This is a genomic window from Tatumella ptyseos (genome assembly GCF_030552895.1).
Lineage (GTDB): Bacteria > Pseudomonadota > Gammaproteobacteria > Enterobacterales > Enterobacteriaceae > Rosenbergiella > Rosenbergiella ptyseos_A.
Map to the genome: position 1 here is coordinate 782,789 of NZ_CP130649.1, position 26,981 is coordinate 809,769.

General features: G+C 47.8%; 25 protein-coding genes. 19 read left to right on the forward strand and 6 right to left on the reverse strand.

The window, feature by feature from the left end; genetic code table 11:
- Positions 1-366, reverse strand: coding sequence for a 6-carboxytetrahydropterin synthase QueD (gene queD, locus QJR74_RS03775; protein WP_304373287.1), 366 nt, complete (start codon positions 364-366; stop codon positions 1-3).
- A 257-nt stretch (positions 367-623) separates the two neighbouring features.
- Between queD and cysJ the strand changes: the two genes are divergently transcribed.
- Genes cysJ through QJR74_RS03790 form a run of 3 tightly spaced genes read left to right on the forward strand, consistent with a single transcriptional unit; the run spans position 624 to position 4,893 of the window.
- Entirely contained in the window at positions 624-2,435 is a 1,812-nt protein-coding gene (gene cysJ, locus QJR74_RS03780; RefSeq protein WP_304373288.1) for an NADPH-dependent assimilatory sulfite reductase flavoprotein subunit, read from the forward strand.
- The gene (gene cysI, locus QJR74_RS03785; protein WP_304373289.1) at positions 2,435-4,159 is read left to right on the forward strand and encodes an assimilatory sulfite reductase (NADPH) hemoprotein subunit; all 1,725 of its coding nucleotides are present in this window, start codon (positions 2,435-2,437) and stop codon (positions 4,157-4,159) included. The genes cysJ and cysI overlap by 1 nt, the downstream gene beginning before the upstream one ends.
- The gene (locus QJR74_RS03790; protein WP_304373290.1) at positions 4,159-4,893 is read left to right on the forward strand and encodes a phosphoadenylyl-sulfate reductase; all 735 of its coding nucleotides are present in this window, start codon (positions 4,159-4,161) and stop codon (positions 4,891-4,893) included. The genes cysI and QJR74_RS03790 overlap by 1 nt, the downstream gene beginning before the upstream one ends.
- On the opposite strand, the gene QJR74_RS03795 is transcribed toward QJR74_RS03790, so the two are convergent.
- Entirely contained in the window at positions 4,890-5,885 is a 996-nt protein-coding gene (locus QJR74_RS03795) for a M28 family peptidase (protein ID WP_304373291.1), read from the reverse strand. The two genes, QJR74_RS03790 and QJR74_RS03795, sit on opposite strands and share 4 nt — an antisense overlap.
- Before the next feature lie 218 nt (positions 5,886-6,103).
- On the opposite strand from QJR74_RS03795, the gene cysG reads away from it, so the two are divergent.
- The 13 genes from cysG (at position 6,104) to rpoS (ending at position 17,225) form a co-directional block, all read left to right on the forward strand.
- Positions 6,104-7,519 (forward strand): siroheme synthase CysG, encoded by a 1,416-nt coding sequence (cysG, locus tag QJR74_RS03800; protein WP_304373292.1) that lies wholly within the window; start codon positions 6,104-6,106, stop codon positions 7,517-7,519.
- Between the two features lie 8 nt (positions 7,520-7,527).
- Entirely contained in the window at positions 7,528-8,436 is a 909-nt protein-coding gene (gene cysD, locus QJR74_RS03805) for a sulfate adenylyltransferase subunit CysD (RefSeq protein ID WP_304373293.1), read from the forward strand.
- A gap of 10 nt (positions 8,437-8,446) precedes the next feature.
- A complete protein-coding gene (gene cysN / locus QJR74_RS03810; RefSeq protein WP_304373294.1) occupies positions 8,447-9,880 on the forward strand; it encodes a sulfate adenylyltransferase subunit CysN in 1,434 nt (477 codons plus the stop codon).
- Positions 9,877-10,482, forward strand: a complete 606-nt coding sequence (gene cysC / locus QJR74_RS03815; protein ID WP_304373295.1) for an adenylyl-sulfate kinase — start codon at positions 9,877-9,879, stop codon at positions 10,480-10,482. Before cysN ends, cysC begins: the two co-directional genes overlap by 4 nt.
- A gap of 26 nt (positions 10,483-10,508) precedes the next feature.
- Complete coding sequence (locus QJR74_RS03820; protein WP_304373296.1) at positions 10,509-10,820, forward strand: DUF3561 family protein; 312 nt, start codon at positions 10,509-10,511, stop codon at positions 10,818-10,820.
- A gap of 118 nt (positions 10,821-10,938) precedes the next feature.
- Positions 10,939-11,250 (forward strand): cell division protein FtsB, encoded by a 312-nt coding sequence (gene ftsB / locus QJR74_RS03825; RefSeq protein ID WP_048912562.1) that lies wholly within the window; start codon positions 10,939-10,941, stop codon positions 11,248-11,250.
- Between the two features lie 15 nt (positions 11,251-11,265).
- Complete coding sequence (gene ispD, locus QJR74_RS03830) at positions 11,266-11,976, forward strand: 2-C-methyl-D-erythritol 4-phosphate cytidylyltransferase (RefSeq protein WP_304373297.1); 711 nt, start codon at positions 11,266-11,268, stop codon at positions 11,974-11,976.
- Positions 11,977-11,986: 10 nt separating this feature from the next.
- Positions 11,987-12,466 carry a 2-C-methyl-D-erythritol 2,4-cyclodiphosphate synthase gene (ispF, locus tag QJR74_RS03835; RefSeq protein WP_304373298.1) on the forward strand — a complete coding sequence of 160 codons (480 nt, stop codon included), beginning with the start codon at positions 11,987-11,989 and terminating at the stop codon, positions 12,464-12,466.
- On the forward strand, positions 12,466-13,515 hold the full coding sequence (gene truD, locus QJR74_RS03840) for a tRNA pseudouridine(13) synthase TruD (protein ID WP_304373299.1): 1,050 nt from the start codon (positions 12,466-12,468) through the stop codon (positions 13,513-13,515). The genes ispF and truD overlap by 1 nt, the downstream gene beginning before the upstream one ends.
- Entirely contained in the window at positions 13,496-14,260 is a 765-nt protein-coding gene (gene surE / locus QJR74_RS03845) for a 5'/3'-nucleotidase SurE (protein ID WP_304373300.1), read from the forward strand. Before truD ends, surE begins: the two co-directional genes overlap by 20 nt.
- Positions 14,254-14,880 (forward strand): protein-L-isoaspartate(D-aspartate) O-methyltransferase, encoded by a 627-nt coding sequence (locus QJR74_RS03850; protein ID WP_304373301.1) that lies wholly within the window; start codon positions 14,254-14,256, stop codon positions 14,878-14,880. Before surE ends, QJR74_RS03850 begins: the two co-directional genes overlap by 7 nt.
- 131 nt (positions 14,881-15,011) lie before the next feature.
- Positions 15,012-16,190, forward strand: a complete 1,179-nt coding sequence (gene nlpD, locus QJR74_RS03855) for a murein hydrolase activator NlpD (RefSeq protein WP_304373302.1) — start codon at positions 15,012-15,014, stop codon at positions 16,188-16,190.
- 42 nt (positions 16,191-16,232) lie between these two features.
- Positions 16,233-17,225 (forward strand): RNA polymerase sigma factor RpoS, encoded by a 993-nt coding sequence (gene rpoS / locus QJR74_RS03860; protein ID WP_062812130.1) that lies wholly within the window; start codon positions 16,233-16,235, stop codon positions 17,223-17,225.
- A gap of 57 nt (positions 17,226-17,282) precedes the next feature.
- Here the strand turns inward: rpoS and mutS are convergent, their stop codons facing one another.
- The gene (gene mutS, locus QJR74_RS03865) at positions 17,283-19,844 is read right to left on the reverse strand and encodes a DNA mismatch repair protein MutS (protein ID WP_304373303.1); all 2,562 of its coding nucleotides are present in this window, start codon (positions 19,842-19,844) and stop codon (positions 17,283-17,285) included.
- A gap of 866 nt (positions 19,845-20,710) precedes the next feature.
- On the opposite strand from mutS, the gene QJR74_RS03870 reads away from it, so the two are divergent.
- Both QJR74_RS03870 and QJR74_RS03875 read left to right on the forward strand, forming a co-directional pair.
- The gene (locus QJR74_RS03870; RefSeq protein WP_304373304.1) at positions 20,711-21,232 is read left to right on the forward strand and encodes a type IV secretion protein Rhs; all 522 of its coding nucleotides are present in this window, start codon (positions 20,711-20,713) and stop codon (positions 21,230-21,232) included.
- Positions 21,233-21,244: 12 nt separating this feature from the next.
- Positions 21,245-21,652 carry a putative T6SS immunity periplasmic lipoprotein gene (locus tag QJR74_RS03875; protein ID WP_304373305.1) on the forward strand — a complete coding sequence of 136 codons (408 nt, stop codon included), beginning with the start codon at positions 21,245-21,247 and terminating at the stop codon, positions 21,650-21,652.
- Positions 21,653-22,017: 365 nt separating this feature from the next.
- On the opposite strand, the gene QJR74_RS03880 is transcribed toward QJR74_RS03875, so the two are convergent.
- From QJR74_RS03880 to QJR74_RS03890, 3 genes are read right to left on the reverse strand one after another with little or no spacing between them, the layout of a single operon-like run.
- Positions 22,018-23,364, reverse strand: a complete 1,347-nt coding sequence (locus QJR74_RS03880) for an LLM class flavin-dependent oxidoreductase (protein ID WP_304373306.1) — start codon at positions 23,362-23,364, stop codon at positions 22,018-22,020.
- The gene (locus QJR74_RS03885; RefSeq protein ID WP_304373307.1) at positions 23,361-24,560 is read right to left on the reverse strand and encodes an SfnB family sulfur acquisition oxidoreductase; all 1,200 of its coding nucleotides are present in this window, start codon (positions 24,558-24,560) and stop codon (positions 23,361-23,363) included. The genes QJR74_RS03880 and QJR74_RS03885 overlap by 4 nt, the downstream gene beginning before the upstream one ends.
- Positions 24,561-24,571: 11 nt before the next feature.
- On the reverse strand, positions 24,572-25,777 hold the full coding sequence (locus QJR74_RS03890; RefSeq protein WP_304373308.1) for an SfnB family sulfur acquisition oxidoreductase: 1,206 nt from the start codon (positions 25,775-25,777) through the stop codon (positions 24,572-24,574).
- Between the two features lie 321 nt (positions 25,778-26,098).
- On the opposite strand from QJR74_RS03890, the gene QJR74_RS03895 reads away from it, so the two are divergent.
- On the forward strand, positions 26,099-26,884 hold the full coding sequence (locus QJR74_RS03895; RefSeq protein WP_304373309.1) for a sulfite exporter TauE/SafE family protein: 786 nt from the start codon (positions 26,099-26,101) through the stop codon (positions 26,882-26,884).
- The last annotated feature ends 97 nt before the right edge of the window (positions 26,885-26,981 follow it).

A 26,981-nucleotide genomic window follows, 5' to 3' on the forward strand; every position in this document is an offset into this window, starting at 1 on the left:
TTATTCTCCGCGATACGTACATCCCGCTGTACAGGTTTCTTTAATCATCACCGCGCTGAGTAACGGCAGTTTGGGTTTCATTTGTTGCCAAATCCAGACTGCAAGTACCTCGCTAGTCGGATTTTCAAGACCGGCGATATCATTAAGATAGTGGTGATCTAATCTTTCATAAAGAGGCTTGAAAACCGCTTTTAATTCTGCGAAGTCCATCACCCATCCGGTGTGGGTATCGACTTCACCGGTAATTTCCAAGCGAACGAGAAAGGAGTGTCCGTGTAAACGGCCACATTTATGCCCTTCAGGAACGTGCGGGAGGAAATGCGCCGCTTCAAATTGAAACTCTTTAAATAACGTTGTAACTGCCATGGCGTTGAAAAATTCCGCAATTGATTAGGGGGAAAGGGAGAAGTTTACCGCAAAAACGACTGCTTCTCACCCTTTTACCGCAGAACAGTAAGATCACTGTGCGCAGGGTTAACCAGTTTTATCGATAAGGCTTAGCACTAAAACGAGTTAGTGTATTTAGTTATTTAATATGCTTAAGCTGTCTTTATCAGTAATAATCGTACGGTTACTCTACACTCACTGATCTTTTTGCCCTTGGCACTGGAATACGATAAGCAATGACCACTCAAGCCCCTCAGCTGCCGCTTAGTGCGGAGCAACTTGCCCGCTTACAAGACGTCACCCAAGAACTGACTTCCCATCAACTCGCGTGGATCTCCGGGTATTGCTGGGGGCGTCTTGGTGATGCCTCGGCGGTGTCGAGTAGCCCTGTCGCGGCTACGCCCACAGCGCCGCAAGTCGAACAACCGAGTATTACGTTGATTTCTGCTTCGCAGACCGGTAACGCTCGGCGTTTAGCAGAACAATTACGTGATGATCTCCTTGGCGTGCAGTTGCAGGTTAACCTGGTCAATGCGGCAGATTATAAATTTAAGCAAATTGCGTCAGAAAAGATTGTGTTGGTGGTGACCTCTACTCAAGGCGAAGGGGAAGCCCCGGAAGAAGCGGTGGCGTTCCATAAATATCTGCACTCTAAAAAAGCCCCAGCATTACCTGACGTCCGCTTTGCGGTCTTTGGTCTAGGCGATTCTTCTTATGAATTCTTCTGTCAGGCGGCGAAAGATTTTGATCAGCAATTATCTGCTCTGGGCGCAGAGCGGCTGTTGCCACGTGTCGATGCCGACGTAGATTATGCTCAGGCGGCAGAACAATGGCGTTCAGAGGTTGTGACTAGCCTCAAAAGCCTAGTACCGAGTAGCTCGCCACAGGCCGTTTCACAGGCTGCGTCAGGGACTAGCGATACATTGGATAGCACTCCCTACACTAAAGAGGCACCCCTAAGTGCAATGCTCTCCGTTAACCAAAAAATTACTGGCCGTGAGTCTGACCGCGATATTCGCCATATCGAAATTGATATCAGCGAATCCGGATTACGTTACCAAGCCGGTGATGCGCTGGGCGTGTGGTTCAAAAACGATCCGGCATTAGTCAGCGAACTTCTCGAACTACTATGGATTGAGGGGAGCGAAACCGTCAGCATTGAGGATGCCACCTTATCGATCAGTGATGCATTACGTAGCCGTTTAGAACTCACCGTAAACAGTAGCAAAATCGTTGAAAGTTATGCCCATCTTTCGGGGAATGAGGCCCTACTTGGCTTAGTTAGCGATAAAAGCGCGTTACAGCAGTTTGCACAGCAATGGCCGATTGTCGATATGATCCGTCATGCGCCGACACAGCTTACTGCTCAGCAGCTTGTCGAGCTGCTCCGCCCGCTGACGCCACGACTTTATTCCATCTCCTCATCGCAAGCGGAAGTTGAAGATGAAGTGCACATCACTGTTGGTGTAGTGCGCTACGACATTGAAGGACGTGCACGGAGTGGCGGCGCCTCAGGTTTCCTTGCTGATCAGTTACAAGAAGATGATGAAATTGAGATTTTTATCGAGCATAACGACCACTTTCGCTTACCGGCAGAAGGGGATACACCAGTCATTATGATTGGTCCGGGTACTGGTATTGCTCCATTCCGTTCGTTTATTCAACAACGGGATAATGATGGAGCAGAAGGGCCCAACTGGTTATTCTTCGGTAACCCGCATTTCACTGAAGATTTCCTCTACCAGGTGGAATGGCAGAAATATGTAAAACAAGGACTCCTCACTCGGATCGATCTGGCTTGGTCTCGCGATCAGGCAGAAAAAGTTTACGTTCAAGATAAACTTCGTGAACAAGGTGAGGAAGTGTGGCGCTGGATAGAACAAGGTGCCCATATCTATGTCTGTGGCGATGCTACCCGAATGGCAAAAGATGTCGAAAACACTTTATTAGAGATTATTGCTCAATATGGTGCGATGGACAGCGAGACTGCAGATGAATATTTGAGCGATTTGCGCATTGCTCGTCGCTATCAGAGAGATGTCTACTAATGAGTACAAAATATCCTGGCCCTTTAGTCGTAGAGGGTAAATTATCCGATGCTGAGCGCCTGAAAAAAGAGAGTCATTTCTTACGCGGGACAATCAAAGAAGATCTCGATGACGGCCTTACTGGTGGCTTTAACGGTGATAACTATCTGCTGATCCGTTTTCATGGCATGTATCAACAAGATGATCGTGATATTCGTGCGGAGCGTACCGAGCAGAAGCTAGAACCGCGTCATGCGATGATGCTGCGTTGTCGCTTACCTGGCGGGATTATTTCACCTCAGCAATGGTTAGCTATCGATCGCTTTGCACAAGAGAAGACGCTTTATGGCAGCATTCGTTTAACTAACCGTCAGACCTTTCAGTTTCACGGTATTTTGAAGAAGAACGTTAAACCTGTGCATCAAATGCTGCATGAAGTCGGTCTCGATGCCTTAGCCACGGCAAACGACGTCAACCGTAACGTTCTTTGTACCTCAAATCCGGTAGAGTCTGCTCTGCATCAAGAAGCCTACGAATGGGCGAAGAAAATTTCTGAACATCTACTACCACAGACCCGTGCCTATGCGGAAATTTGGTGGGATAAAGAGAAAGTGGCGACCACGGATCAAGAGCCTATCCTAGGTGAGACCTACCTTCCTCGTAAGTTCAAGACCACGGTAGTGATCCCACCTCATAATGATGTGGATCTGCACGCGAATGATCTGAATTTTATTGCCATCGCGGAAGAGGGGAAATTAGTCGGTTTTAACCTCCTCGTCGGAGGGGGGCTCTCGATCGATCATGGTAATAAAGCGACTTATGCCCGCACCGCGACTGAATTCGGTTATTTACCTCTCGAAAAAGTGCTAGACGTGGCAGAAGCCGTAGTCACGACACAGCGCGATTGGGGCAACCGGACCGATCGTAAAAATGCCAAAACTAAATATACCTTAGAACGCGTTGGGCCTGATGTTTTTAAAGCTGAAGTCGAAAAGCGTGCTGGACTCACTTTTGCCCCTATCCGTCCTTACGAATTTACCACCCGTGGTGACCGCTTTGGTTGGATTAAAGGGATTGATGATCAGTGGCATTTAACCCTGTTTATTGAAAACGGACGTCTACTCGACTATCCAGGCCGTCCGCTAAAAACAGGTATGGCAGAGATTGCGAAAATTCATCAAGGCGATTTCCGACTTACCGCAAATCAAAACCTGATCGTTGCCGGGGTGCCTGAAAGCCAAAAAGAGGCAATTGAGGCCCTAGCGGTAGAACATGGTTTGATGGAGAAGGTGACACCACAACGCGAAAACTCGATGGCTTGTGTGGCATTTCCTACCTGCCCATTAGCGATGGCCGAAGCCGAGCGCTTTCTTCCTGGTTTCATCAGTGAAGTTGAAACCTTAATGAGCCGTCACGGCGTAGCTGATGAAGCGATAGTGATGCGGGTAACGGGCTGTCCAAACGGTTGTGGCCGGGCATTATTAGCTGAAGTCGGGCTGGTAGGTAAAGCGCCGGGGCGTTACAACTTGCACCTGGGCGGAAACCGTATCGGTACCCGTATTCCAGCGATGTACCGTGAAAATATCCAAGAAGCTGAAATACTTTCAATCCTTGACGAACTTATTGGCCGCTGGGCAACCGAGCGTGAACAGCATGAAGGCTTTGGCGATTACATCGTTCGTGCAGGGATTGTTCGTGAAATTGTCGATCCGGCGCGTGATTTTTGGGCCGCAGTGGAGGCGTAATGACTGAGTTCAACTTAGCAGAATTAGTCTTACTCGATAAGAGTGAACAACAAGCGGCCCTAGCGGCCGCTAATCAGCAACTCGACGCTTTGACGGCTGAAGAGCGGGTTGCTTGGGCACTAGAGCATCTTCCCGGTCAGCATGCGTTGACCAGCAGCTTCGGTATCCAAGCTGCGGTAAGCTTACATCTTATGGCGCAACAGTCCCCGAACATTCCGGTGATTCTAACTGATACAGGCTACTTATTTCCCGAAACCTATCAGTTTATCGATAGCTTGCAGCAGCAGTTACAGCTTAATTTACAGGTTTACCGCGCGGCATTATCACCCGCTTGGCAAGAAGCCCGTTACGGTAAGTTGTGGGAGCAGGGAATAGAGGGGCTCGAGCGTTATAATCAACTTAACAAAGTCGAGCCACTGAATCAGGCACTGGAAACACTGAAGGTACAAACCTGGTTCGCCGGTTTACGTCGCGAGCAGTCGGAGAGCCGTTCCCAGCTTCAAATTTTATCGATCTCACGAGGCATTTTTAAATTCTTACCGATCGTCGATTGGGATAATCGCCAAGTGTACCAATACTTGAAGAAACATGGTTTGAGTTACCACCCTTTATGGGAACAAGGTTATCTCTCGGTAGGGGATACCCATACGACGCGTAAATGGGAACCGGGAATGCGTGAAGAAGAGACGCGTTTCTTTGGCTTGAAACGCGAATGTGGTCTTCACGAGGGCTAATGCTCAGCCAAAGGGGGATGCGTTGGAGTCAACAGCTCTCGCAGTAGAGGAGTGAGGATCACCATCAATTGATGGCTACGTTGCGATAAACGATGTGGATAGTGGCGATTGATATAAGTAAGATTATCTTTCGCTGCTTCATCATGCAGTACCGATGCCGTCCCTCCTGCAGCCAAGGTTGTCAGTTTCATCGCGTTCGACGCGGTGATAGATAAATAAGGCAGTCCTGCCTCTTCATAAGCATTGAATGTCCGTGTATGGCTACTCGCTAACTGGGCCGTTAACAGTGGAATGGCATGCTGCTGAGCAATCTGCTTGGCTCTGCCTGTTGTTTGCTTACGCACGGCGGCAGCGGTGGTATGACCACTGAGGAAGGCAAGGTTTTTCCCCGCCACGATATCTTCAATGTCGATGACTAATAGCGTATTTTTGTGTTGATCAACTGACAAACTTTTTACGTAATTGCTTACCCCTTGCAGTGGCGGCTGGGTACCCCCTAATGCCACAAATCGTAAGCTATAGCCATTATGTAGCGAAGCTAAGCGTTTTGCTAACTCCAGCATTAACCCTAAACTGGCAGCATTATTATCGACGCCTTGAAAGCTGAGGCCACCAACATTGTGCTGACGCTGCTGGTCTGTGTAGGCTTGTGGTGTATCGATATGGCTAACGATAACGATCTCTTGAGGATATTTCCCCGGATGTTCGGCCACTAGAGAGGTTGCGCTGAGTGGATGAGTCGTGCCGGGAGAATGAACGATATGTGTTCGATAGCCTAATTGACTAAACTGCTGAAGCAAATACTGCGCGGTGAGAAACTCTGCAGGCGACCCTGACATTCTGCCGGGAAAATAGGTGGCGATATAACGAGTGTGTTGCTCTGCTACCTTACCGGTATCCGAAACCGCTTCGGCATGAACGGCTAAAGGGGCCAGTGAAAACCCGAAGTAAAGTGCTAGCAAGATCGATTTTTTCTTCAATAAACGTAACATTATTAATAGGTTCCACACCGCCACTAAGCCAAGATAATAGCATTGTTTTGCTGGGATTAAGTCGGCAAATTATCTTATTTCCTGATGGGCCACTCTAAAGCAAAAAAGTTGCTAAGCTTATTCCATAAAGTTACTGCTCATTCCAAAACAACATTTCATCTATTGGTTAATAAACTTATATAGTTTAGTCATTGAACGACTAACTTTATTGAGTGTGTGTGGACTACTTACCGCTGTTTGCTGAATTAAAAAACCGCCCGGTTCTCGTAATAGGTGGCGGGGAGATTGCATCGCGAAAAATTGATCTCTTACTTCGCGCGAACGCTATCGTCCATATTGCCGCTCGTGAACTCTCGCAAGAGGTTCAGGCGTTAGTTAATGAGCAAAAAGTCTTTTGGATTGCGACTAAGTACGATGCCGCGCAAATTGATCAGGTTTTCTTCGTGATTGCTGCCACCGATGATTCAGACTTGAATGAACAGGTGTATCAAGACGCTCAACGCAAATTTAAATTGGTCAATGTGGTTGACGACCAAGCACGTTGCAGCTTTATTTTTCCTTCTATTGTCGATAGATCACCTATTATCGTGGCGATCTCCTCAGCGGGTACCGCGCCGGTGTTAGCGCGCTCCTTGCGTGAAAAAATTGAAACCTTATTACCTGCACGCTTGGGTGATGCAGCACAACTTGCCGGAAAATGGCGCGATAGAGTTAAGCAGCGTTTTGAACGTATGGTTGATCGTCGTCGTTTTTGGGAGCGGTTATTTGACGGGGAATATCTGCATCACGCGACATCAGGCAATCTCCCCCAAGCAGAAAAGCTTTTAGCAGACAGTTTACAGCAGCCCATTTCAGCCCGTGGAGAAATTTATCTTGTCGGCGGTGGGCCAGGGGACCCTGGATTGTTAACGCTACGGGGGCTCCAAGTCATGCAGCTGGCCGACGTTGTACTCTACGATCATCTCGTCAGTGACGAGGTTTTGGATCTTGTGCGCCGTGATGCCGAACGTATTTGTGTCGGGAAACGTGCTGGCGCCCATTCAGTTCCGCAAGAAGAGACTAACCAATTACTGGTTACCTTAGCGCTACAAGGCAAAAAAGTCGTACGGTTGAAAGGCGGTGACCCTTTTATTTTTGGTCGGGGCGGTGAAGAGTTGGAAGCTGCGGTGGCGGCGAATATCCCTTTTCAAGTGGTTCCTGGTATTACGGCAGCAGCCGGTGCTACCGCCTATGCGGGGATCCCGTTGACCCACCGAGACTATGCGCAAAGTGCAGTCTTTATCACCGGACATTGTCGTAAAGATGGACGGGAACCGGATTGGGCAGCATTAGCCTTAAGCGATCAAACCCTCGCCATTTACATGGGCACGGTTAAAGCGGCGGAAATTAGCCGTCGTCTGATTGAACATGGGCGTGCTGCCGAGACACCCGTTGCTGTGATCGGCAGAGGGACTCGACAGAATCAACAGGTCTTAACCGGGCGTCTTGATCAGCTCTCAGAATTAGCGGCCGAAGCGCCTACCCCCGCATTGGTGGTCATTGGCGAGGTTGTCCACTTACATAAGCATTTAGCCTGGTTTCAGAAATCATCCGTATCGGTGACTTCCTCTTCAGTGCTAACACCCATTACTTGAGGTATCGTATGGACCAACAACGACTCACTCATCTGCGCCAGCTGGAAGCAGAGAGTATTCATATCCTACGCGAAGTCGCAGCGGAATTTTCCAATCCGGTCATGATGTATTCGATCGGTAAAGATTCTTCGGTAATGTTGCACTTAGCCCGTAAGGCATTCTATCCCGGTAAATTACCTTTCCCGCTTCTGCACGTTGATACCGGCTGGAAATTTAAGCAAATGTATGAGTTTCGCGACCGTACCGTCAAAGAGATCGGCGCGGAATTAATCGTCCATCGTAACCCTGAAGGGGTAGCCATGGGGATTAATCCTTTTGTGCATGGCAGTGCCAAACATACCGATATCATGAAAACCGAAGGGTTGAAGCAAGCCTTAAATAAGTATGGATTTGACGCGGCTTTCGGTGGTGCACGACGCGACGAAGAAAAATCACGAGCGAAAGAGCGTATTTATTCTTTTCGTGACCGCTTCCACCGCTGGGATCCTAAAAACCAACGACCAGAGCTGTGGCATAACTATAATGGTCAGATCAATAAAGGCGAAAGTATCCGTGTGTTCCCACTCTCTAACTGGACAGAACTCGATATCTGGCAATACATCTTTTTAGAGAATATTGAGATCGTTCCACTCTACTTGGCCGCTGAACGCCCTGTGCTCGAACGTGATGGAATGTTGATGATGATCGATGACGATCGAATTGACTTGCAGCCGGGTGAAAAGATTGAACAGCGTAAGGTGCGCTTCCGTACGTTAGGATGCTGGCCATTAACGGGCGCAGTAGAGTCCTCTGCCGAGACATTACCGGAAATTATTGAAGAGATGCTGGTCTCCACCACCAGTGAGCGTCAAGGGCGGGTTATCGATCGCGACCAAGCGGGATCGATGGAAATGAAAAAACGCCAGGGTTACTTCTAAGGATCTGATTATGAATAATGCACTCGCACAACAAATTGCCGATCAAGGTGGCGTTGAAGCGTGGTTGACCGCTCAGCAACACAAAAGCTTATTAAGATTCTTAACATGCGGAAGTGTCGATGATGGGAAAAGTACCCTGATTGGCCGTCTGTTACACGATACCCGACAAATTTATGAAGACCAGCTCTCCTCCTTGCACAATGACAGCAAACGTCATGGTACCCAAGGCGAGAAGCTCGATTTAGCTCTTCTGGTGGATGGGCTTCAAGCCGAGCGTGAGCAAGGGATCACTATTGATGTGGCTTACCGTTATTTTTCTACTGAAAAACGTAAGTTCATCATCGCGGATACGCCGGGACATGAACAATATACGCGTAATATGGCAACCGGTGCCTCGACCTGTGATCTCGCTATTTTATTGATCGATGCGCGTAAAGGTGTACTGGATCAGACACGTCGTCACAGCTTTATCTCAACACTATTGGGGATCAAGCACTTAGTTGTGGCAGTGAACAAGATGGATTTGGTCGAGTACAACGAAACCACGTTCAACGAAATCGTTCAGCAATATCTTGATTTTGCAGAGCAATTACCAAAAGACCTCGATATTCGCTTTGTCCCCGTGTCGGCTTTAGAGGGCGAAAATATCGCGGCGAACAGCCAGCACATGCCCTGGTACAACGGCCCAACGCTCTTAGAAATTCTTGAAACGGTTGAAGTAAAACGCGTGGTTGAGGGGCAGGCGATGCGTTTCCCAGTCCAATACGTTAACCGTCCAAATCTCGATTTCCGTGGTTATGCGGGGACTGTTGCCTCAGGTACGGTTTCGGTGGGACAAACGATTAAAGTCTTACCCTCCGGTGTCAGCAGCCGAGTCGCCAAGATCACTACCTTTGACGGTGATTTGCCACAGGCTTCTGCGGGTGAAGCGGTGACATTAGTTTTGGAAACGGAAATTGATATCTCTCGCGGCGACCTATTAGTTGATGGTGATGCACAATTAAGTCCAACCCATGCAGCTGAAGTTGATGTAGTTTGGATGGGAGAGAATGCATTACAGCCGGGACAAAGTTACCAGATCAAGGTTGCTGGTAAAACCGCACGTGCGGTGGTGGATCAGATTATCCACCAAGTTAATATCAATACTCTGGCTACCAGCGAAGCAGAGAGCCTGCCACTGAATGCGATTGGGCGTGTAGCCTTAACTTTCGATGAGCCATTAATGCTCGATCCTTACGCTGAAAATCCGGTGACTGGCGGCTTAATCTTTATTGATCGCCTAAGTAATGTCACCGTCGGCGCAGGCATGGTTTACCAGACACGCACGCTTGATGCCGCAGCATCGACCGGGCAATTTAGTGCTTTTGAACTCGAACTTAATGATCTCGTACGTAAACACTTCCCTCATTGGGATGCAAAAAATTTGCGAGATAGCCTTAAATGAGTCGGCAAGCTGAAAATATTGTGTGGCATGACCATGCTGTGACGCCAACCATGCGTGAAACGCTGCACCGCCACCGCGGTGCAGTAGTCTGGTTTACCGGGCTTTCAGGTTCAGGAAAGTCGACCCTCTCGGGGGCAGTGGAGCAGGCTCTTCATCAGTTAGGCATTAGTACTTTCCTGCTTGATGGCGATAATGTCCGTCAAGGGTTATGCCGTGATCTTGGGTTTAGCGACAGCGATCGCAAAGAGAATATTCGCCGCATCAGTGAAGTGGCAAAGTTGATGGCAGATGCTGGACTGATCGTGTTGACCGCCTTTATCTCACCGCATCGCAGTGAACGGCAACTGGCGCGTGAGCTGATTGGTGAAGAGCGGTTTATCGAAATATTTGTCGATACCTCTCCCGAAACTTGTGAGGCACGCGATCCTAAAGGGCTCTATCGTAAAGCGAGAGCGGGTGAGATCAAAGATTTCACTGGGATCGGATCCGGCTACGAAGCTCCGCTCTCACCGGAATTACGTGTCGATGGCGAACAATTGGTTACAAAACTCAGCGATCAGATCATCACTCTGTTACGTGAGCGCGCTATTATCGCAGCTTAACCCTTTAAGGATAAGTTACGATTGTTATGCCAGACCCCGTTATGACCCGCCCTTCGTTGACTCAAGAGTGGCCCTCAACACTTGTTGCCGGGGGCTGCTTTGGCCTTTTTGCTTATTTCCTCGCGATACTTTCCCCATTCATTGCATTCGGTGCCAGCGTCCTATTTTTTTTCCTCTATACTTGGCCTTTCTTTTTGGCGTTATTACCCGTAGCGGTTTTTTCAGGGATGGCGATATCAGTCTGGCAACAACAAAAGATCTTCTTAACTTTTCTACTCACACTACTTTTAGTGGGTGGCAGTTTCTGGGGACTCTTTTATGCATTTGTCGGCTGGTAGAGGCCTAGCGAACTGACGGCATTACCTGAAAGTTGTCAGAAAACGCTGACTTGCAACAGGTTACAGTGGAGTCAGACGCTAACTTGTGGGAAGATTAGCGAATCTGTTGGGGGGAAGGATGGGTAAACTCACTTTATTGCTACTTATTTTACTAGGCTGGTTACAATATTCGTTGTGGCTGGGTAAAAATGGTATCCACGATTATAGTCGTGTCAGCGAGGAAGTTACGCAGCATCAAGATGCTAACGCTAAACTCAAAGCGCGTAATGACCAGCTGTTCGCTGAAATTGACGATCTGAATGGCGGTTCTGAAGCTATTGAAGAGCGTTCACGAGATGAACTTGGGATGATACGTCCAGGTGAAACCTTCTTTCGCTTAGTGCCTGAACAGAATCGCAACGCCGTAAATAATTCGGCATCAGGACAATAACAACGACGAAAATTGATGATGACAACCGTTTCAACTACGGGAATTATTGCTGTGCTCCCTGCTGCCGGTATCGGCAGCCGCATGCAATCATCTTGCCCAAAGCAATATCTCTCTATTGGCTCCAAAACACTTCTAGAACACAGCATTGCGGCGCTAATTGATCATCCAGCAATTCATGGCGTCATCGTAGCGTTGCATCCTGAAGACGACCGTTTTCAACAGCTTCCTATTGCTCGCGATCCACGTGTTAGGTCAGTCATTGGTGGTGCAACCCGGGCTGAGTCGGTGCTCGCGGGCTTATCAGCCATCGACACCAATGCTGTATCTTGGGTACTGGTCCATGATGCGGCACGCCCATGCTTAGCACGTCAAGACCTTGAACGGCTCATTGCATTAACCACTCACTCTACCGTGGGTGGCCTATTAGCTACCCCGGCGAAGGATACTATGAAACGGGCAGTCAGTGCGGAGCAGCGCGTGCAACACAGTGTGGAACGGGCCGACCTTTGGCATGCGTTGACCCCCCAACTCTTCCCGCTATCGCTACTTAAACAGTGCTTAGAGCAAGCGCTTCAACGAGGTGAAGAGATTACTGATGAATCCTCAGCCTTGGAACTCGCTGGTTATCAGCCAATGTTGGTAGAAGGACGCAGCGATAATCTAAAAGTGACGCGTCCTGAAGATCTGGCGCTAGCAACATTTTATCTTTCTCAACAACACCAATAGGAACATCATAATGCGTATTGGCCACGGTTTCGATGTACATGCTTTTGGCGGAGAAGGCCCGCTAATCATTGGCGGGGTACGTATTCCTTTTCCACAAGGTTTTCTCGCTCATTCTGATGGCGATGTTGCCTTACACGCGTTAACTGATGCGCTACTCGGTGCGGCCGCCCTGGGGGATATTGGTAAACTCTTTCCCGATACCGATCCGGCTTTTAAAGGTGCCGATAGCCGTGGACTCCTGCGTGAAGCATGGCGCAGAGTCAAAGAAAAAGGCTATACCCTAGGCAACGTCGACGTCACCATCATTGCGCAAGCACCGAAAATGCTGCCACATATTCCGCAGATGCGCGTCAATATTGCCGAAGATTTGGGATGCCATATGGATGACGTCAATGTCAAAGCGACGACCACTGAAAAGCTAGGCTTTACGGGCCGTGGTGAAGGCATTGCCTGCGAAGCGGTCGCGCTACTGGTTAAGGTTGCTAACTAATGGAGTCGACCCCACTGCACTGGCTTTTCGGTAAGCCAACCGCGACAGGACTGATTAAACAATCGGCCAGTGACTTCCGTGTTATCGAAGATCTTGGCTATACTGCTGATCAGCAAGGTGAGCATTTACTTATTCGGCTACGTAAGACGGGATGTAATACCCGTTTTGTGGCTGATGCGCTGGCAAAATTTTTAAAAATTCCTGCTCGAGAAGTGAGCTATGCCGGAATGAAAGATCGTCACGCTGTCACTGAGCAAACGTTCTGTGCACGACTCCCAGGTAAAGAAATGCCTAACTTGACGCACTTTGTGCTTGAAGGGGTGGAAATTCTGGAGGTCGCACGTCATCAACGTAAAGTGCGTGTCGGCGGCTTAGCGGGTAATTATTTTGAATTGATCGTCCGAGATGTTAGCGATATAGCTAGCGTTGAACAACGCTTAGCCATGATTGCCGAAAAAGGCGTACCCAACTACTTTGGAGAGCAGCGTTTTGGACGAGATCGTCACAACCTTACGCTTGCAGAACAATGGGCATCGGGCGAAATCCGAATTAAAGATCGCACCAAGCGTAGTTTGCTTCTCTCCGCGATACGCAGTGACATCTTCAACCAAGTGACCAGCGCACGTCTCGCTGCACAAACGAATCTTACGACGCTATGGTCGGGAGATTGCGTGCAATTAACGGGGCGAGGAAGTTGGTTCGTTGTCAGTGAAGATGAGTTTAGTGAGACATTTGAGCGTGTGCAGCAAGGTGAATTACGAATTACTGCTCCTTTAGTGGGTAAGGGCAATAGCGTTGTAACCGGTGAGGCCGCCGATTTCGAACAGCAGCAGCTAGCCACGCAGCAAGCGTTTATTTCACTTCTTGCTCAAGAACGTGTTGAGGCGGCACGTCGTGCCATGCTCGTTTGTCCGCGAGACATGACGTGGTCTTGGGTAGACGGTCAGCATCTCAAGCTTAATTTTTGGTTGCCAGCGGGTAGTTTTGCAACCAGTGTCGTTAGAGAACTCGTTTTACAGGGAGATATGATTGAGGATCCTGCTGAGTAATGATGACGGTGTCTTAGCACCCGGCATTCAACAGTTGGCTGAAGCACTGCGCGATGTAGCAGTCGACGTGTGCATTATTGCTCCCGATCGTAATCGTAGCGGAGCTTCCAGTGCATTAACCTTGGATATGCCGTTACGTACTTATCGTTACGATAATGGTGACATTGCTGTGCAGCACGGTACGCCGACAGATTGTGTCTACCTTGGTGTGAATTGCTTAATGACGCCAGCGCCTGATATCGTCATTTCTGGCATTAATGCTGGTCCTAATCTTGGTGATGACGTCATTTATTCAGGAACAGTTGCCGCGGCAATTGAGGGCCGCCATTTGGGTTTGCCAGCACTTGCGATCTCGCTCAATGGTACTACCCACTACGACACTGCCGCTGAAGTTACCTGTCAGCTTTTGAATATACTGGTCAATCAGCCGCTGCGCTTAAGCCCGGTACTCAATATCAATGTACCTGATGTACCTTTAGCCGAGATAAAAGGCTGGAAAGTTACGCGCTGCGGTTATCGACATCCTGCGGATAAAGTGATTACCCAATGCGATCCACGTGGGGAAACCTTATATTGGATTGGGCCGCAAGGTAAGCCACATGATGCGGGTGAAGGGACCGATTTTGATGCGGTAGAAAAAGGGTATGTTTCTATCACTCCCTTAGGTGTTGATCTGACTGCATACCATGCAGTATCCCAATTATCAGAATGGTTAGGGAATGTCGAGGGCCAAGTCACATGCTAAGTCGGCGTGTAGAGATGTTACTTGATTACTTACGTCAGCACGGTATTGCTGATGAATCGATTTTGCGTGCCATCTCCTTGGTTCCGCGTGAGCAATTTGTCGATGAGGCATTTGAGCACAAGGCTTGGGACAATAACGCATTGCCGATTGGCTATGGTCAAACGATTTCTCAACCTTATATGGTGGCGAGAATGACCGAGTTGCTAGGCTTAACGCCCTTTTCACGCGTATTAGAAATTGGGACAGGATCGGGCTACCAGACCGCGATTTTAGCCAATTTGGTAGAGCATGTTTACTCAGTCGAACGGATAAAAGGTTTACAGTGGGCAGCCAAACGACGCCTTAAAAATCTGGATTTACATAATGTCTCGACTCGCCATGGTGACGGCTGGCATGGCTGGGTCTCGCGCGGGCCTTTCGATGCCATTATTGTCACGGCAGCTGCGCCAGAGATTCCTCTTGAGTTAGTGGCGCAATTAGCTGATGGCGGGGTGATGGTACTTCCGGTGGGTGAAGAACAGCAATTTTTACAACGTATACAGCGTATTGGTGATGAATTCACCGACGATATGATAGAGCCTGTAAGGTTCGTCCCGTTAATTCCAGGTGACCTGGCTTAACGTTTTCCTGACATCGTCTCATAGCCTGTCTTGGCGTTGCCTGCTACTATTGGACGATAATTTCATTTAAGTTGTTTACAGTCCGAATTAGGATGGTAACACCAATAGCCGTAAGCCTTATGGGGGAATGAATGAGCAAAGGAAGCAACCGTATTAAATATCGCCAGATGGCGCTCGCCTCATTGATTGCTGCCAGCTTGGCAGGATGTAGTTCAGACAGCAGCGATTCACAAGCGCCAATCACTGCAATTGGCGCAAGCGGTGGGGCACCAGCAGGTTCCACCCAACGCGCGGCTGCACAGTATCCGACGACTTCTACTACGGTCCCCACGGCGCCGAGCTCGATTGCCGCACAACCTGTGCAAACTGCACAACCTGTTATGCCAGTCCAAACTACACAGCCCGTTCAATCTCGCCAACAAGCTGTTAATAGCCAACCTGTAAAGCTACAGAATGGTAAAATTGTCTATAACCGTAATTATGGGAATATTCCTAAGGGTAGTTATAGCGGCAGCACCTACACTGTTAAGCGCGGTGATACATTATTTTATATCGCATGGATTACTGGTAACGATTTTCGCGATCTTGCGCAAAAAAACAGTATTGCAGCGCCTTATAGCTTGAATGCTGGGCAAGTGCTACAGATTGGTAATGGAGCTGGACAACCCATAACGGGGCCTAATGAAATTAGTAAAGCAGATAATCTCTCTTCTACTAACAATAGTGCAAATAATGTTCAGAGAACCGTTCCCAAACAGGTTGCACAACAGCCAATTGTTACGTATTCTGAAGATACTGACGAGCAAAGCAGCAATAATTCTGCTCAATCAGGCAGTAAATTATTACCGAGCAAAGCTGCTACAACCGGAAGTGCTGCCGCGCCAATTGTGGCGCCGACAACCACTCCAACCGTCAGCAGCACCACCAGTGCAGCGCCAATCACAACGTGGCGTTGGCCGACAAAAGGAAACATTATTGATGGTTTCTCAGCGTCGGAAGGTGGAAATAAGGGGATCGATATTGCGGGTTCTCGTGGTCAAGCAGTGGTCTCCACAGCAGCGGGTAGAGTCGTGTATGCAGGTAATGCCTTACGGGGCTATGGCAATCTGATTATCATCAAACATAATGATGATTACCTCAGTGCCTACGCACACAACGACACGATGCTAGTGAGAGAGCAACAGGAAGTCACTGCCGGTCAGAAGATTGCCACCATGGGCAGCACAGGGACGAGCTCGGTAAGATTGCACTTTGAAATTCGTTATAAAGGAAAATCCGTCAATCCGTTGCGTTACTTACCGCAGCGATAGATGCAGGGCCTTCTGGCTCTGCCAGGACCAGGAGGCATCAAAATGAGTCAGAACACGCGTAAAGTTGAAGAGTTACACGATATTGACTACGACGATCAAGAGAATGTAGCTTTTGAAGAGCAGAATGCGACCAGCGATTCTAAAGATGATTATGAAATTTCTAGCGCTGAAGAAGAGCTCTTCTCGCCGAATTCATCCCAACGGGTCCTGGACGCTACGCAGCTTTATTTAGGTGAAATTGGTTTCTCGCCACTGCTTACCGCAGAAGAAGAGATCCTTTTCGCACGCCGTGCACTACGTGGAGACGTGGCGTCCCGACGTAGAATGATCGAGAGTAACCTCCGCTTGGTGGTGAAAATCTCACGTCGTTATAACAATCGTGGCCTACCATTACTCGACCTGATTGAGGAAGGCAATTTAGGGCTTATTCGTGCAGTAGAGAAGTTTGATCCTGAGAAGGGCTTCCGTTTCTCTACCTATGCAACCTGGTGGATCCGTCAAACGATCGAGCGGGCTATCATGAACCAGACGCGTACCATTCGTCTGCCTATCCATATCGTTAAAGAATTAAATGTGTATTTACGTACCGCACGTGAACTAACGCAAGTTCTGGACCACGAGCCAACTGCTGAAGATATTGCGCAGAAATTGGATAAGCCAGTCGAGGATGTCAGTCGAATGCTTCGCCTTAATGAACGTATCGCATCCGTTGATACGCCAATAGGTGGTGATTCAGAAACCTCATTACTTGATATGATTTCTGATGACGACGACAACTCTCCAGAGTACACCAACCAAGATAACGATATGAAACAAAGTATTGTTAAATGGTTATATGAGTTAAACGCTAAGCAACGTGAAGTCCTTGCACGTCGTTTTGGTCTACTCGGCTATGAACCTGCAACTTTAGAAGATGTCGGTCAGGAAATCGGATTAACACGTGAGCGTGTTCGTCAGATTCAAGTCGAAGGTCTGCGTCGTTTACGTGAAATTTTAGAAGGTCAAGGTTTAAGCCTCGATGCACTGTTCCTGTAATCAGTAATTACGTCATAAAATAGCCATCTTCGCGATGGCTTTTTTTATGTCTAAGAATTAAAGCAGAGTTTTGAGGCGATAGATCCATTCCAACGCTTGGCGAGGGCTGAGCGTATCAGGATCGAGTGTTTCTAAGGCTTCGATCGCAGGAGAGGTTTCTTCAACGAGAAGCGAGAGTTGATTCGTTTCTGTCCCTGCGGCAGTAAATTGGGCGGGTTGTGCCTCTAATTCTCGTAATTTTTGCCGAGCTCGTTTAATCACTTCTTTTGGTACACCGGCTAACGCGGCAACTGCCAGCCCGTAACTCTTACTGGCCGCGCCTTCGCTTACGGTATGCATGAAAGCAATACTGTCACCATGCTCCCGCGCATCGAGGTGAACATTCTCTACACCTGCTATTTGACTCGGCAGCGCCGTCAGCTCGAAATAGTGGGTAGCGAATAGCGTTAATGACTGCAATTGGCTGGCAAGGTTCTCCGCACAGGCCCAGGCCAGTGATAACCCGTCATAGGTTGAGGTACCCCGACCAATCTCATCCATCAAGACTAAGCTATGACGCGTGGCATTATTGAGAATATTAGCGGTTTCGGTCATCTCGACCATGAAGGTTGAGCGGCCAGAAGCCAAATCGTCGGCGGCCCCCACACGAGTAAAGATCCGATCGATTGGGCCGATCGTCACGGCTTCGGCTGGAACATAACTCCCTACCCAGCTCAATAATGCGATTAACGCGGCTTGACGCATATAGGTACTTTTACCACCCATATTTGGACCAGTAATGATGAGCATGCGGCGTTGAGGCTGTAACATTAAGGGGTTGGCGATAAAGGGTTCTTTAAGCACCTGTTCAACCACTGGATGTCGGCCTTGGGTGATGTTGATCCCTGCTTGCTCGGTTAATTGTGGGCAAACATAATGCAAGGCTTCGGCGCGTTCAGCTAAATTTGTTAATACGTCCAATTCAGCGAGCGCTGCAGCGCTTTGCTGGAGATCAGCGAGATGCGGTAACAACTGGTCGAAGAGTTGGTCATAAAGCGCCTTCTCCAACGCCAATGCTTTACCTTTAGAGGTCAGAACCTTATCTTCATACTCTTTAAGTTCAGGAATGATATAGCGTTCGGCATTTTTTAGGGTTTGGCGGCGAACATAGTTAATTGGCACTAAGTGACTCTGTCCTCGACTGACTTGGATAAAGTAGCCGTGTACGGCGTTATAGCCCACCTTTAAGGTATCAATGCCTAAACGATCGCGCTCGCGGATCTCTAAGCGATCGAGATAATCTGTGGCTCCCGCCGCTAAGGCTCGCCATTCATCCAATTCTTCATGATAGCCTTCGGCAATCACGCCGCCATCCCGCACTAATACCGGCGGTGCTTCCACTATGGCATGGTCGAGAAGCTCGCGTAGTGCCGTAAATTCACCACTGCGTTCAGCTAAAAGGTTGAGAGAGCGACCAGAGGTCTCGGCCAGCAGTGCTTGAATATCAGGAAGCTGATGAAAGGCATGGCGCATACGGGCTAAGTCGCGAGGCCGTGCTGAGCGTAAGGCTAATCGTGCAAGAATACGTTCTAAGTCACCGATTTGATGAAGTAGCGGCTGGAGCGATGAGACTAACGGCTGTAATTCGCTAATGGCCTGTTGACGGGCGGTAATGATAGCCGTATCGCGCAGGGGAGTATGTAACCAACGTTTTAACATCCGGCTGCCCATAGGCGTTACCGTGCGGTCGAGAACGGAGGCCAGGGTATTATCTGTTCCCCCTGCAAGATTCTGCGTGATCTCTAAATTCCTACGCGTTGCCGCATCCATGATGATGCTGTCTTGCTGGCGCTCCATGGTGATACTACGAAGATGTGGGAGTGCCGTACGCTGAGTATCTTTCGCGTATTGTAATAAACAGCCGGCAGCGGGGAGGGCAAGGACGGCTTGCTCAACGCCAAAACCTTGTAAGTCTCGGGTACCGAACTGCAACGTTAGTTGTTGACGAGCAGTTGCTAGGTCAAACTCCCAGATAGGCCGCCGACGTAAACCCCGGCGCTGTTCAATCAATGCAAAGGCAGCGAAGCCTTCTGGATAGAGCAGCTCGGCAGGATTAGTACGTTGTAACTCTGCCGCAAGGGCCTCCTCGCTTTCTGCTTCCGTCAACAGAAAACGTCCTGAACCAATATCCAAGGTGGCGTAACCAAATCCTTGCTGAGTTTCATAGACAGCAGCCAGTAAATTGTCTTGGCGCTCATTCAATAAGGCTTCATCACTGATCGTACCTGGCGTCACGATACGTAACACCTTGCGTTCTACTGGCCCTTTGCTGAGTGCGGGATCGCCGACTTGTTCACAAATCGCCACCGATTCACCCATTTGAACTAACTTTGCCAAATAGCCTTCGACCGCATGATAAGGTACCCCAGCCATTGGAATGGGTTGGCCCGCGGAGGATCCCCGTTTGGTTAATGAGATGTCCAGGAGTTGGGAGGCACGCCGCGCATCATCAAAAAACAACTCATAAAAGTCACCCATCCGGTAGAACAACAAGATATCAGGGTGTTCAGCTTTTAAGCCGAGATACTGCTGCATCATGGGGGTGTGGGCGGCTAAATTCGCGTTGTCATTGGTTGACATAACTTATATTCCATCGATTTGAGGCTAATAGTGATTTTTTTATTCTTATGACGTATCACTTAGCTTTTTAAAATTACCGCAACGCTTGCGGACAGTATTGGGCCTAAAAATAGGGCATAAAGCGGGTTAGGGGCAATTGTACTGAACAAAAACGTCATCCACACTACGCATAGTAAGTATTTTATCGTAGTTACCAATAGGTTGTCGCAGATAAAAATGAGAGCAGTATCGTAAAGCTAACTCGCTATAGATCCTGCAAGGCGCTCATTAGTGAAATGACGTAGAGCAGGAGATGACAAGCTGATTGTTACCTTAAAAATGGGAGAAGGGTTGGTCAGTTGGGAAAATCTATCTTGTAGGTACCTACCTGAATGGCTGACGTTATTAAAATGCCCCCGTAACCCAGCCCCTGCTTCGAGGTATGTTAATAGATAACAACGAGAAACTGACTGAGCGACACTGGGCCATTTCGAACGGACTTCGTTTGTTTACTTAAACCTTACGCTATACCTTACTTAGCTTTCCGTATTAACTAAGGGTTGTGTCAAAGGAAAACTGCTTTTGTCTGAAAGAATAGGTAATTTTTCCTCCATTATAAACTCATCATCTACATTAATTTTTACATAAAACTATGCAACGCTCAGTGAGGTTAAAGGGATAGTAGTCATAGATATAAAAAAATTCAATGCTAGCGAAGCTTATATTAAGGTATATCGGCTTAGTTTCAGGGAAGAGTTTCGGGATTAATAAGATTTTATACAGCCTAGGTGTTTTTTTAGAAATAGAGCTCTTGTTAAAATTATCGTTTCTGAGGATTATAATTTAGAAGTGATATGTTTATTCATTATATGAGAGAGGGAGGGAGTATGAACAAGGAAAAATCTCTTCGCCTTTTAACTTTAGGTGAAATAAATCTAGGGAAAACCGTTTTCGGTAACTCTATTCAATGGAACAAAGTATGGGTTCATTGTGATAGCTATCTCCCCTTTGGTTTACAAGGGAAGTTCGTTGGTATGTCACCAAATGGCGAAATATATTTTAGGAAAGAAACATATCTTAAAGATTTCTCCTTATCTTCAAGGGCTTCCCAGCATTTTTTTATGCATGAAATAACTCATGTTTGGCAGCATCAGCACGGGATGTGGGTGAGGGCTAGAGGGCTTTTTAGTTGGGCTACAGCTTATCAGTACACCATCGTTCCTAATAAAAAATTAAGTCAATATAGTATGGAGCAACAGGCTCAGATTATTGCTGATTATTTTCTATTAAAAAATTATGGAGTGAATGGTTTAAAAAACGAAATTGGGCGTCAGGCAGGTTTTCAAGGTGTACTGGATAATAATACCTTATTGCTTTATAGGAACATTTTACCTGAAACAATTTTATAAGGGGTTGATATAATGAAATGTTTGATGGTGTTTTTTTTCGTGATTATACTGACATCCTGTCATCTGAATGATACCCGTACAGAAATTCATCGGGCTAAGGTGAGCATAAAAAATAAAATAATTTGTATTACATTACCTGATTCTAAAGATGAGAGTATTATCCAGTTAAATATAAATGAAATAGGTAATGATAGAGGAATGGCAAGTAAAAATATAAAAATGACAACTGACTCTATTGTAGAGGCCGATCAATGCTTGCCGAATTATGGTTTTTATTTTGAGAAAGGAAGGTCATATGTTTTTTCTGTCGATACAATTAAAGTAAAAGAAGGGCGTAAAATTAAAAATGGGAATAGCTATAATGTTACATTTTCCGTTGAGGATAATGAAAGGGAATTAGAAGTGAAAAATATCGACTAATGATAATCATAAACATCATCAATACTCAGTGTTCTAATTTTTTACGTTAGTTAACCTTATTCGTGTTGTCGGTAAAAGTTCAGCTCACTGTGAATGTGAAGAGCACAACGTTGAGCCGCTCCCTACCTGTCGCGAACACGAAGAGTGATCGAGCAGGACAGAGAAGACTTACAATGGTTTAGCGGTGCAACAAATGCTAAATCAAGCGAGCACAACCGGAATTTAATTTTTTATTCCTCTGCCTAAGTTATCACTCATCGCGATTCCAAATTGTTATCAATACTTAATTAATCCGCCCTTTGGTGACGACCCTGCAACGACGGAACGTAATAGTGATGTGGTAGAGAAGGGAATGCGTTCCCCTTCTATACCCGCCATCGGGCAGCGGGGTGGGTGTCAGGGAGCCTATCACTGTGTTGAAACAGTTTTTGTCGTAGGCTTCCAGAATGATAAGCGGTTTTATATCGTCCACGGGATTGAAGCTCGGGTACAACGTAATCAACGAAATCTTGATAGCTTTGTGGGTTAAGAATACGAGTTAGGTTAAACCCATCAATATCTCCCTCATCAATCCAATGAATCAAGGCATCAGCCACTTGACTAGGATTCCCGACAATAATGGGATAGCGACTTCCTAACGCATGTTGTTCAAGGATCTGCCGACGTGTCCAGCCGTTAAAGGTTTGACTTACAGATTGAATGGCACGAGTGTCGCCACTATGGATGGGTTCATCGAGTTCAAAGGCCGAGAGATCAACACCGATAGAACTGGAAAAATGGGCGATTCCCGCTTCTGGGCTGGCATAGTGTAAATAGCTATGATATTTCTCTTTAGCCTCCTGTTCGGTTGCCGCCACGATCACACTTATTCCCATAAAGATAAGAATATCATTAGGATGCCGACCGGTAGCGACTGCCGCTTGCCGCAATCGCTGAGATTGAATCTTTAAGGCGCTCGGAGAGGCCGCATTCACAAAAGAGCACTCTGCATGTTGTGCCGCAAAAGCGATCCCTCGCGGCGATGAACCCGCTTGAAACAACAGTGGGGTACGTTGGGGAGAAGGGCTACTCAGATGATAACCCCGTACTTGATAAAACTCACCCTGGTGATCAATTTCATGGATTTTCTGGGCATCGGCATAGCGTCGGTGCGGTTTGTCGGCTAAGAGCGCATCATCTTGCCAGCTGCCTTCCCAGAGTTGGTAGACAACATCGAGAAATTCGTCTGCCTGATCGTAACGACGGTCGTGATTCATTAACTGAGTGTGACCCATAGCGCGTGCTGCACTATCTAAATAGCCCGTCACAATATTCCATCCGATACGACCTTGCGTCAGATGATCGAGTGTTGAGAAACGTCGCGCAAAAGGATAGGGGGCCTCGTAGCTAAGATTCGCCGTAACCCCAAAACCCAGATGTTCGGTAACACTTGCCATGCCAGAAATTAACAAGAGTGGGTCATTAACGGGTAGTTGAATAGATTCACTGGCGGTGATGCCTATTCCCTGTTGATAAACATCATAAACACCAAGAATATCGGCAATAAACATCCCATCAAATAACCCTTTTTCGAGCAAACGCGCAAGGTCAAGCCAGTAGTTCAAAGAGTTAAATTCAATGGAACGATCGGCAGGATGTGTCCACATGCCATGGTGAATATGCCCGACGCAGTTCATCGTAAAAGCGTTGAATAATATTTCTTTAGTATTCATATCGTGCCTCGGCGTGGCGGTAATACGCCGTTTAGCACGTAATTACCGATGATGGGGTATTTCCAGCGTACGGGGTCATGGAGGGTATGGGTGCGTGCATTACGCCAATGTCGATCAAACTGGTTTTCCGCAAGACTTGCACGGGTTCCACCCAGCTCGAATAAGAGATTAGCCGCTTCTAATGATATCTCGGTTGTCCAAGCACGTGCTTTGGCTACCGCGACAGAGGCTTGCGCGACATGGTCAGCATTGCTCTCTTGTTGAGCAATATCTACGGCTTCACCGGCTAAAGAGAGTAAGGCCTCGCCCGCGGTCAAACGCGCCGCCAAGCGACCAATACGATCCAACGTGAGGGGATCCTTGGCGGCGTATTCGATCTGGCTATCCGGCCAAGGCCTCGCGCGTTCTCGTACGAAGGGTAATAGCTCGTTGAAGGCTGCGCGCGCGATACCTTGGTCCACTGCGGCATGCATAATTTGGGCAAAAGGGCCAAGGGCAGTTGGCCGTGTAAAAGCGGTATGAAAGGGGATAATATCTTGTGGCGCGATGACGACATCACGAAATTGGACACTCCCGCTTGCGGTGGTACGTTGACCAAAGCCAGTCCAATCGTCAATAACGGTTATACCGGGAAGATGTCGAGGAACAAACACAAGATATTCATTACCATCCTCTCCTTGCGCTAAAGTCGGTATTCGATCTGCAAAGAGCGCACCGGTAGCGTAGAATTTATCGCCATTCAGGTAGAGGGTATTGTTCCGTGAAGTGAATGCCGTTGACCGGTGATGAGCCGCCGTTGAACTAAACTCCGCTAGAGCATTACCTAAATGAACACCTGCGAGGACCTCTGCGTAGAGGCGTTGTTTCTGTTCAGGAGTGCCATTGAGACGGAGGACTTCTAGGGCGTAGAAATGATTCTGTGGAATTTGTCCGATAGCGCTATCGGCTTCGCTAAGCGTCACGAATATCTCCACTAGTTCTGCGGTAGAAATTGCTATTCCCCCATAGGCCTCGGGGAGCGTAATTGCCCCAAGCCCTGACTGAAAATAACGGGCTAATGCAGTATGGGGTAATTCACGATGGCGGTCTCGGTAGGCAGCACCCTCGCGAAATTGTAGGGCCAAAGAGTGTGCCACGTCTAAAGCTTGTTCGGCGCTGGTGATCCGATTGGCAAGGTGTTTCGGCATAATGGTCATCTATCCTCCAGCTATATCCAAGCGTGACGGGCAGGAAGCGTATTGTTCAAGTAATAGTCACCGATAGCGTGCTGTTTCCAACGAATGGGATCATGTAACGTATGGGTTCGTGCATTACGCCAATGGCGGTCGAGACCATGCCGCAGTAGTGTTGCGCGGCTTCCTCCCCACTCTATTAACTTTTCACTGGCGCGTAAGGCGATCTCAGTAGTAAGAATTTTTGCCTCGGCTACCGCTATGGATGCTTGCGCACAGTTTTGAGCGTTAAGTGGAACCGCAGCGATACGGTCGAGTGTTTTCGCTGCACGAGTTAACACGGCATTGGCCGCGCTCAATTCGGTGCTCAGTCGTCCGACATCGGACAGTAGATAGGGATCTTCTGCATTACGTTCTACGGCGGCATCTATCCATGGGCGAGAACTTTTGTGAATAAAGCTGAGTGCATCGTTAAAGGCCCCTTCAGCGATCCCGGCATCAATAGAGGCTTGGATGAGTTGAGAGACGGCACCCCGTAAAGTGGGCTTATCGGGACTAGGTTGAGTAATGATCCAGTCGGGGTGGATTAAGACGTTAGTGAGTTTCACTGTTCCACTGGCGGTTGTGCGCTGGCCTATGCCTGACCAATCATCGATAATTTCAATACCCTTATCGGGTAACGGAATAAACACCATGACCGGTTTACCGTGAAAATTTGCCGCAGTCACGAGCGTATCAGCAAATAATGCGCCGGTTGAATAGAACTTCTCACCACTAAAGAGCAAACCAGCTTTCGTCTCGGTAATCTGCGCTTGTACCTCACGGGTATGACGACTATTTTTCTCAGGCCCACCATTACCAAATCGCTTTCCTGCAAGAACACCTTGTAAAAGATGTTGCTGTTGAGAAGGAGAGCCTTCAGCAAGAATAAATTGAATGATTCCAAAGTGGTTTTGTGGAATTTGTCCCAGTGAAGGATCACTAGCGGAAATAGTACGAAACACGTCGGCAAGCGTCTGAAAGGAGAGTCCAGCACCACCTAATGTTTTGGGAATTGTGATACCGCCTAATCCTGACTCTGAAAACTGTTGTAAGAGTTCAAGCGGATAGAGGCGTTGCTGATCACGTTCAATGGCGCCTTGTTTGGCTTGTTCGGCAATATGCTGCGCGACAAGCAGTGCATCCGCGCTATTTTTAAAGACGTTAACGCTTTTTGTCGCAGTCTCACTAGGAATCGTCATGATTGCTATCACCACCAGAATAAATATCAATGATTCTCACGCGGTGTAACACGTAAGTTTATGAGAACCTAAGGTAGGATTTGGATAGTAATTACAACAATAAACCAAGTAAATAGAATCACTTATGATATCTTTAGCATTCTAAATCATCTATTGAGCTAAGCCGGTGGTGTCCTAGATAAGGGGCCAGTCGGGAATGACAGTTCACTAGCTGCCAGGAAAAGTGGAGATTGCTAAGGGCAAGGTTTACCCAGCTGTTTTCATTGATCAAAAACTATGTCAGTTTATGAGTCTACTTAGGCTTTAACTAATGAGACGGTTTTGAACGAAATTATCATAGCAACAGTCGGGCTTATTACCGGTATGACCACCATAATGTTTGGTTTTGGCGGCGGCTTTGTGGTGGTACCTTTCGTTTATCAACTTTCTTTACGGCAACCGGCTATCGCCCCTAATGCGCTACATATTGCCGTGGCGACCTCAGCGGCGGTGATGATTTTCAATGCGGGATGGTCAACTTACATCCATCAACGCCGCGGAAATTTGTCCGCTAAACTTCTATTCCCTCTAACGCTTTTTATTGGCCTCGGTGCAGTGATCGGATCATTATTGGCGGGACTCTTCAGCGAAGCTACGATTCGCCACCTTTTTGTCCTCTATATGCTGGTCACTATTTTTGATTGTCTTTTCAGCCGCTACTTTCTTCAAGGGAGCGAGGCCCGCGCCTTATCGATGCTGACTAAAACGGCTGGTGGCACGGCGATAGGCATCGTAGCGGCCATGCTAGGAGTGGGGGGGAGTGTTATGACAGTTCCGCTGCTACGTAAACATGGCTTCAGTATGAAGCACTGTATCAGTCATGCTAATCCACTTTCTCTTCCAGTAGCCTTATGCGCAACCCTTGCTTACATAATGAGTGGCTGGGGGAAAATCCCAGAACACGGTTTTATGGGTTACGTTAGCCTGAGTACTCTCGCTATTTTAATCATAGCAGGGGGGCTAGGGATCTCGATTAGCCAGCGTTATTTTCCAAAGATCCCCGATAGGTGGCATGCCCGGCTTTATGTTTTATTGTTAATAGCGGTACTGGTGGCAATGCTGGTGTAAACCTCCAGTCAGTCTATGCCTAACTCTCTGGATAGCCTGGGAAATTACGGCCATAAAAGTTAAAGGTTTATCGGCATAAGTGAGTTACATAAGAGCA

What these genes read in the sequence shown, in the direction of transcription:
- queD (WP_304373287.1), bottom strand. Translation starts at nt 366, where the DNA reads ATGGCAGTTACAACGTTATTTAAAGAGTTTCAATTTGAAGCGGCGCAT.
- cysJ (WP_304373288.1), top strand. Translation starts at nt 624, where the DNA reads ATGACCACTCAAGCCCCTCAGCTGCCGCTTAGTGCGGAGCAACTTGCC.
- cysI (WP_304373289.1), top strand. Translation starts at nt 2,435, where the DNA reads ATGAGTACAAAATATCCTGGCCCTTTAGTCGTAGAGGGTAAATTATCC.
- QJR74_RS03790 (WP_304373290.1), top strand. Translation starts at nt 4,159, where the DNA reads ATGACTGAGTTCAACTTAGCAGAATTAGTCTTACTCGATAAGAGTGAA.
- QJR74_RS03795 (WP_304373291.1), bottom strand. Translation starts at nt 5,885, where the DNA reads ATGTTACGTTTATTGAAGAAAAAATCGATCTTGCTAGCACTTTACTTC.
- cysD (WP_304373293.1), top strand. Translation starts at nt 7,528, where the DNA reads ATGGACCAACAACGACTCACTCATCTGCGCCAGCTGGAAGCAGAGAGT.
- cysN (WP_304373294.1), top strand. Translation starts at nt 8,447, where the DNA reads ATGAATAATGCACTCGCACAACAAATTGCCGATCAAGGTGGCGTTGAA.
- cysC (WP_304373295.1), top strand. Translation starts at nt 9,877, where the DNA reads ATGAGTCGGCAAGCTGAAAATATTGTGTGGCATGACCATGCTGTGACG.
- QJR74_RS03820 (WP_304373296.1), top strand. Translation starts at nt 10,509, where the DNA reads ATGCCAGACCCCGTTATGACCCGCCCTTCGTTGACTCAAGAGTGGCCC.
- ftsB (WP_048912562.1), top strand. Translation starts at nt 10,939, where the DNA reads ATGGGTAAACTCACTTTATTGCTACTTATTTTACTAGGCTGGTTACAA.
- ispD (WP_304373297.1), top strand. Translation starts at nt 11,266, where the DNA reads ATGATGACAACCGTTTCAACTACGGGAATTATTGCTGTGCTCCCTGCT.
- ispF (WP_304373298.1), top strand. Translation starts at nt 11,987, where the DNA reads ATGCGTATTGGCCACGGTTTCGATGTACATGCTTTTGGCGGAGAAGGC.
- truD (WP_304373299.1), top strand. Translation starts at nt 12,466, where the DNA reads ATGGAGTCGACCCCACTGCACTGGCTTTTCGGTAAGCCAACCGCGACA.
- QJR74_RS03850 (WP_304373301.1), top strand. Translation starts at nt 14,254, where the DNA reads ATGCTAAGTCGGCGTGTAGAGATGTTACTTGATTACTTACGTCAGCAC.
- nlpD (WP_304373302.1), top strand. Translation starts at nt 15,012, where the DNA reads ATGAGCAAAGGAAGCAACCGTATTAAATATCGCCAGATGGCGCTCGCC.
- rpoS (WP_062812130.1), top strand. Translation starts at nt 16,233, where the DNA reads ATGAGTCAGAACACGCGTAAAGTTGAAGAGTTACACGATATTGACTAC.
- mutS (WP_304373303.1), bottom strand. Translation starts at nt 19,844, where the DNA reads ATGTCAACCAATGACAACGCGAATTTAGCCGCCCACACCCCCATGATG.
- QJR74_RS03870 (WP_304373304.1), top strand. Translation starts at nt 20,711, where the DNA reads ATGAACAAGGAAAAATCTCTTCGCCTTTTAACTTTAGGTGAAATAAAT.
- QJR74_RS03875 (WP_304373305.1), top strand. Translation starts at nt 21,245, where the DNA reads ATGAAATGTTTGATGGTGTTTTTTTTCGTGATTATACTGACATCCTGT.
- QJR74_RS03880 (WP_304373306.1), bottom strand. Translation starts at nt 23,364, where the DNA reads ATGAATACTAAAGAAATATTATTCAACGCTTTTACGATGAACTGCGTC.
- QJR74_RS03885 (WP_304373307.1), bottom strand. Translation starts at nt 24,560, where the DNA reads ATGACCATTATGCCGAAACACCTTGCCAATCGGATCACCAGCGCCGAA.
- QJR74_RS03890 (WP_304373308.1), bottom strand. Translation starts at nt 25,777, where the DNA reads ATGACGATTCCTAGTGAGACTGCGACAAAAAGCGTTAACGTCTTTAAA.